Below are 5,523 nucleotides of genomic sequence, written 5' to 3'. Positions count from 1 at the left end.
GGTTTTTTTATAATCAAAAGGCTGCAAACGCCCTGCATTATGCAGGCAGAATAGCGCCTTCAAGAGTTGTCAGTTGATGCAGGAACAATTCTGCTGCTGTGCGATGCTCCGGTGAAGCAGCATCATCAATCAGTTGACGTGCATGTTCGATGCGGGCAGCAATATCTTCACGCTTAACTTCATCAATATGAAGTGCGGATTCTGCCAGCAATGAGCAGCCTTCCGGTGTAATGTCAGTGAAGCCGCCGAAAACGATATAAGCATCGCTCTTACCGTCAGCAGTTTTGACTGTTACTTTACCGGGAATAATGGTGGTCATCAAAGGAGCATGACCGGCCAGAACTGTCAGATAGCCTTCGCTACCGGGAATGACCACTTCGCTCACTTCAGCAGAGAGCAACAGGCGTTCCGGTGATACCAGTTCGAATTTGAAGGTTCCAGCCATGATTCTCACTCAAATTTCCTGAACAAGCTGCTCTGAAACAGTGTTCCGGCGTTGAATTCTATAGGTCAGCGTATCGAAACAACGCTGTCAGTTTTAACTGTTTTACAAGAGGGTCTGAAGAGACACGCCTGTTGTAAGAACGGTCAGGCAGACCAAAGCCTGCCTGACCAATCACATTAAGCGGCCTGTGCCAGCTTCTGTGCTTTTTCAATCGCTTCTTCAATCGAACCGACCATGTAGAAAGCTGCTTCAGGCAGGTGATCGTAATCCCCTGCGCAAAGGCCTTTAAAGCCTTTGATTGTATCCTGAAGATCAACCAGCTTACCTGGCGAACCGGTGAAGATTTCAGCCACGAAGAACGGCTGGGACAGGAAGCGCTCGATCTTACGGGCACGGGTCACTGTCAGCTTATCTTCTTCAGACAATTCGTCCATACCAAGGATGGCGATGATGTCCTGAAGCGACTTGTAGCGCTGCAGAATTGACTGAACCTGACGGGCAGTCTCGTAATGCTCTTCACCAACGATCATCGGGTCAAGCATACGGGATGTTGAGTCAAGCGGATCAACCGCAGGATAAATACCCTTTTCAGCGATCGAACGGTTAAGAACCGTAGTCGCATCCAAGTGCGCAAAGGAAGTCGCAGGCGCAGGGTCAGTCAAGTCATCGGCAGGAACGTAAATTGCCTGCACCGAAGTGATCGAGCCTTTGGTTGTGGTGGTGATGCGTTCCTGCATCGCGCCCATATCCGTTGCCAGCGTAGGCTGATAGCCCACAGCGGAAGGAATACGGCCGAGAAGCGCGGACACTTCCGAACCAGCCTGTGTGAAGCGGAAAATGTTATCCACGAAGAACAACACGTCCTGACCATCATCACGGAAGCTTTCAGCGATCGTCAGACCGGAGAGAGCAACACGGGCACGCGCACCTGGCGGCTCGTTCATCTGACCGTAAACGAGAGCTGCTTTCGAGCCTTCGCCGCCACCCAGCTTGTTAACGCCGGATTCGATCATTTCGTGATAGAGATCGTTACCTTCACGGGTACGCTCACCAACACCGGCGAATACCGAGTAACCACCGTGGGCTTTAGCCACGTTGTTGATGAGTTCCATGATGAGAACGGTTTTACCAACGCCCGCACCGCCGAACAGACCAATCTTACCACCTTTAGCGTAAGGGGCGAGAAGATCCACAACCTTAATACCGGTTACCAGAATCTCGGATTCAGGTGACTGTTCGATATATTCAGGAGCTGGCTGGTGAATACCGCGGGTCGCAGCAGTCACGATCGGACCAGCTTCATCAACTGGTTCACCGATCACGTTCATGATACGGCCGAGTGTTTCAGGCCCTACCGGAACGCGGATCGCATCGCCGGTATCACGTACTTCCTGACCGCGAACCAGACCTTCGGTCGAGTCCATAGCAATGGTACGTACTGTATTTTCGCCAAGATGCTGAGCAACTTCCAGAACGAGACGGTTACCGAGATTGTCGGTTTCCAGCGCGTTCAGGATCAGAGGCAGATGATCATCAAACTGGACGTCGACGACAGCGCCGATGACCTGCTTGATACGGCCGACTGCACCAGATGCAGCCTCGCCGGACTTAGCCTTTGCCGTGGTCTTGGTAGTTTTCGGTGTCGCTGCTTTAGCCATCGATCCTTACCTTCCGATTAGAGCGCTTCCGCGCCCGCAATAATTTCAATCAGTTCTGTGGTGATCTGAGCCTGACGCTGACGGTTATATGTGATCGACAGCTTGTTGATCATATCGCCCGCATTACGCGTTGCGTTATCCATCGCGCTCATTTTTGCGCCCATTTCACCGGCCACATTTTCAAGCAGAGCGCTGAAAATCTGGACAGAGATGTTGCGCGGCAGAAGATCGTCAAGAATAGCAGCCGCATCCGGCTCATATTCATAGATCGCACCACCAGTAGAAACCGCTTCCCCAGCATCACCAGCTCCGCCATTGGCAGATGCCGGAATAAGCTGCTGAGCAGTCGGAACCTGATTAATCACCGACTTGAACTGCGAGTAGAACAGTGTCGCAACATCAAACTCGCCCTTGTTGAAAAGCGCGATCAGTTTGCGACCGATCTGGTCGGCATTGGCGAAACCAAGCTGCTTAACTTCGCGCAGATCAACGTGATCGATGATCTGACCGCTAAAGTCACGACGCAGAATGTCCGCACCTTTTTTGCCGACAGTAATGATTTTTACTGTCTTACCCTTTGCCAGCAACTGGCGGGCATGTTCACGGGCGAGACGTGCGATCTGCGAGTTGAAACCACCGCACAGACCACGTTCCGCAGTAGCGACGATGAGCAAATGCACATCGTCTTTACCGGTACCCGCCATCAGTTTCGGTGCATCATCACCGCTTACATTCTGGGCAATATTGGCCAGAACTGCACTCATCCGCTGAGAATACGGCCGTGCCGCTTCGGCTGCTTCCTGGGCACGACGCAGCTTAGCCGCGGCGACCATTTGCATCGCCTTGGTAATTTTCTGCGTCGCCTTAACCGAGGCGATACGGTTTCTCAGATCCTTTAGTGAAGGCATCCGTTCATCCCGTCAGAGTTAATCAAGCAAAGTTCTTGGCGAAAGCGTCGATAGCTGCCTTGAGTTTGCCCTTGATTTCGTCGCTGATTGCCTTCTGATCGCGGATCGCATCCAGCACATCTTTGTGCTCGTTGCGCAGCGATGCCAGAAGACCGGCTTCAAATTTGCCAACCTGATTAACAGCCAGCTTATCGAGATAGCCGTTAACACCGGCGAAAATCACAGCAACCTGTTCTTCGGTTTTCAGCGGCGAGAACTGTGGCTGCTTGAGCAGTTCAGTCAGACGCGCACCGCGGTTCAGAAGACGCTGGGTTGCAGCATCAAGATCGGAACCGAACTGCGCAAACGCAGCCATTTCACGATACTGAGCGAGCTCACCCTTAATCGAACCGGCAACCTGTTTCATCGCTTTAATCTGAGCGGCAGAACCCACGCGGGAAACCGACAGACCAACGTTAACAGCAGGGCGGATACCCTGGTGGAACAGGTTGGTTTCAAGGAAGATCTGACCGTCTGTGATCGAAATCACGTTGGTCGGAATAAACGCGGAAACGTCACCGCCCTGAGTTTCAATAACCGGCAGAGCGGTCAGAGAACCTGCACCGAGTTCGTCATTCAGCTTAGCCGAACGCTCGAGAAGGCGGGAGTGAAGATAGAATACGTCACCTGGGTAAGCTTCACGACCCGGAGGACGACGCAGCAGCAGGGACATCTGACGATAAGCAACAGCCTGCTTGGAAAGGTCATCATAACCGATCAGAGCGTGCTGGCTGTTATCGCGGAAATATTCACCGATTGCACAACCTGTGAACGGCGCCAGATACTGCAGAGGCGCAGCATCGGAAGCAGTCGCAGCGATAACAACCGAATATTCCAGTGCGCCGCGCTCTTCGAGCACTTTAACGAACTGGGCAACGGTCGAGCGCTTCTGGCCGATCGCAACGTAGATGCAGAACAGCTTGTCTTTGTCAGGGCCGTTATCATGGATCGGCTTCTGATTCAGGAAGGTGTCGAGAATGATTGCGGTCTTACCGGTCTGACGGTCACCGATGACCAGCTCGCGCTGACCACGACCAACAGGGATAAGAGCGTCAATGGCTTTCAGACCGGTCGACATCGGTTCGTGAACCGATTTACGCGGAATGATACCAGGAGCTTTAACGTCTACGCGGCGACGCTCGGTTGCAACGATCGGGCCTTTGCCGTCGATCGGGTTACCAAGAGCATCAACAACGCGGCCGAGCAGGCCAGGACCGACTGGAACGTCAACGATGGCGCCGGTACGTTTAACGGTATCGCCTTCTTTAATGTCACGGTCAGAACCGAAAATAACAACACCAACGTTGTCGCTTTCAAGGTTGAGCGCCATACCGCGGATGCCACCCGGAAATTCGACCATTTCACCGGCCTGAACATTGTCCAGACCGTATACACGGGCGATACCGTCACCAACGGAAAGAACCTGACCAACTTCGGAGACTTCTGCCTCCTGGCCAAAATTCTTGATTTGCTCTTTCAGAATTGCGGAAATTTCCGCAGCGCGGATGTCCATCAGCCGACCTCTTTCAGTGCAAGCTTAAGAGAAGAAAGTTTAGTGCGAAGGGAAGTGTCAATCTGACGCGATCCCAGCTTCACAATGAGACCGCCAAGAATCGACGGATCGACAGTGACATTGATTGTCACGTCCTTGCCGGCCACACTCTTCAGCGTCGCCTTCAATTCATTTTGCTGCGCCTGCGTCAATTCGCGGGCAGAAGTCACATCAGCTGCAACTTCACCGCGGCTTTCGGCGGCGATCAGATAAAAAGCTTTGATCATGTCCGGCAATACGAAAAGCCGGCGATTACCAGCAACAACACGCAGGAAATTGCCGACCAGACCGGTGATACCGGCTTTGTCTGCAACTGCGGCGATTGCATGGAGCTGATCTTCAGCAGAGAAGACCGGGCTGTGGATCAGGCGGCGAAGTTCTTCGCTTTCACCGATCATAGCCTCGATGCGGCCAAGATCTTTCTCCACCTGAGCAACGGATTTAGACTCAAGCGCCAGATCAAACAGGGATCCAGCATAGCGCTGAGCAACACCGGAAATGAGCGAAGACGATCCTGTCACGAATAACCATCTCTCTTGGTTGAAATCCCGCTTTTAACGCATAGTTTATCCATGCACAAAAACAGCGATTTTATTGATGTTTTTCAATACCCCCCGATGAAGTGCCGATTTGCACCGCCATCTGTGCCCTGCGGACGACCCGCCTGACTGCATTGAAATTCGAAAGCCGTCTAGCATAGACAATCAGGACTCGCAACACGCGAATCCCGCCGTTTCATGCGCTTTACAGTGCTATTTTGATGTCGCGGACAAGTTTCATGAGCTAAAGTTCATAAGCACTGCAGGCTGCGAAAATCAGCACCGTTTATAATTATTTAAATATAACAATAACTTAAATGAATATGCAGGATGATTTTACCGCGAAGAAAATGTCGGATTATCCAAACAGGCATTTCGCTAA

At 52.1% G+C, this 5,523-nt stretch carries 5 protein-coding genes; all 5 read right to left on the bottom strand.

What is annotated here, in order from left to right; genetic code table 11:
- Window positions 1-37: 37 nt before the first annotated feature.
- On the bottom strand, window positions 38-445 hold the full coding sequence (locus A918_RS0104500) for a F0F1 ATP synthase subunit epsilon (protein ID WP_022709897.1): 408 nt from the start codon (window positions 443-445) through the stop codon (window positions 38-40).
- 176 nt (window positions 446-621) lie between these two features.
- Window positions 622-2,103, bottom strand: coding sequence for a F0F1 ATP synthase subunit beta (gene atpD, locus A918_RS0104495; protein ID WP_022709896.1), 1,482 nt, complete (start codon window positions 2,101-2,103; stop codon window positions 622-624).
- Between the two features lie 17 nt (window positions 2,104-2,120).
- Window positions 2,121-3,011, bottom strand: a complete 891-nt coding sequence (locus A918_RS0104490; protein ID WP_022709895.1) for a F0F1 ATP synthase subunit gamma — start codon at window positions 3,009-3,011, stop codon at window positions 2,121-2,123.
- Between the two features lie 22 nt (window positions 3,012-3,033).
- Window positions 3,034-4,563 (bottom strand): F0F1 ATP synthase subunit alpha, encoded by a 1,530-nt coding sequence (gene atpA, locus A918_RS0104485; RefSeq protein WP_022709894.1) that lies wholly within the window; start codon window positions 4,561-4,563, stop codon window positions 3,034-3,036.
- Complete coding sequence (locus tag A918_RS0104480) at window positions 4,563-5,123, bottom strand: F0F1 ATP synthase subunit delta (RefSeq protein ID WP_022709893.1); 561 nt, start codon at window positions 5,121-5,123, stop codon at window positions 4,563-4,565. Before A918_RS0104480 ends, atpA begins: the two co-directional genes overlap by 1 nt.
- Between the last annotated feature and the right edge of the window lie 400 nt (window positions 5,124-5,523).

This window comes from Pseudochrobactrum sp. AO18b (assembly GCF_000409565.1).
Classification (GTDB): Bacteria; Pseudomonadota; Alphaproteobacteria; order Rhizobiales; family Rhizobiaceae; genus Pseudochrobactrum; species Pseudochrobactrum saccharolyticum.
The sequence above is the reverse complement of the archived record's forward strand: the minus strand, read 5'-3'. Positions and strand labels throughout refer to the sequence as shown.

Bases quoted from the DNA above. Each gene is read 5' to 3' on its own strand.
- A918_RS0104500 (WP_022709897.1), bottom strand. From the start codon at position 445: ATGGCTGGAACCTTCAAATTCGAACTGGTATCACCGGAACGCCTGTTG.
- atpD (WP_022709896.1), bottom strand. From the start codon at position 2,103: ATGGCTAAAGCAGCGACACCGAAAACTACCAAGACCACGGCAAAGGCT.
- A918_RS0104490 (WP_022709895.1), bottom strand. From the start codon at position 3,011: ATGCCTTCACTAAAGGATCTGAGAAACCGTATCGCCTCGGTTAAGGCG.
- atpA (WP_022709894.1), bottom strand. From the start codon at position 4,563: ATGGACATCCGCGCTGCGGAAATTTCCGCAATTCTGAAAGAGCAAATC.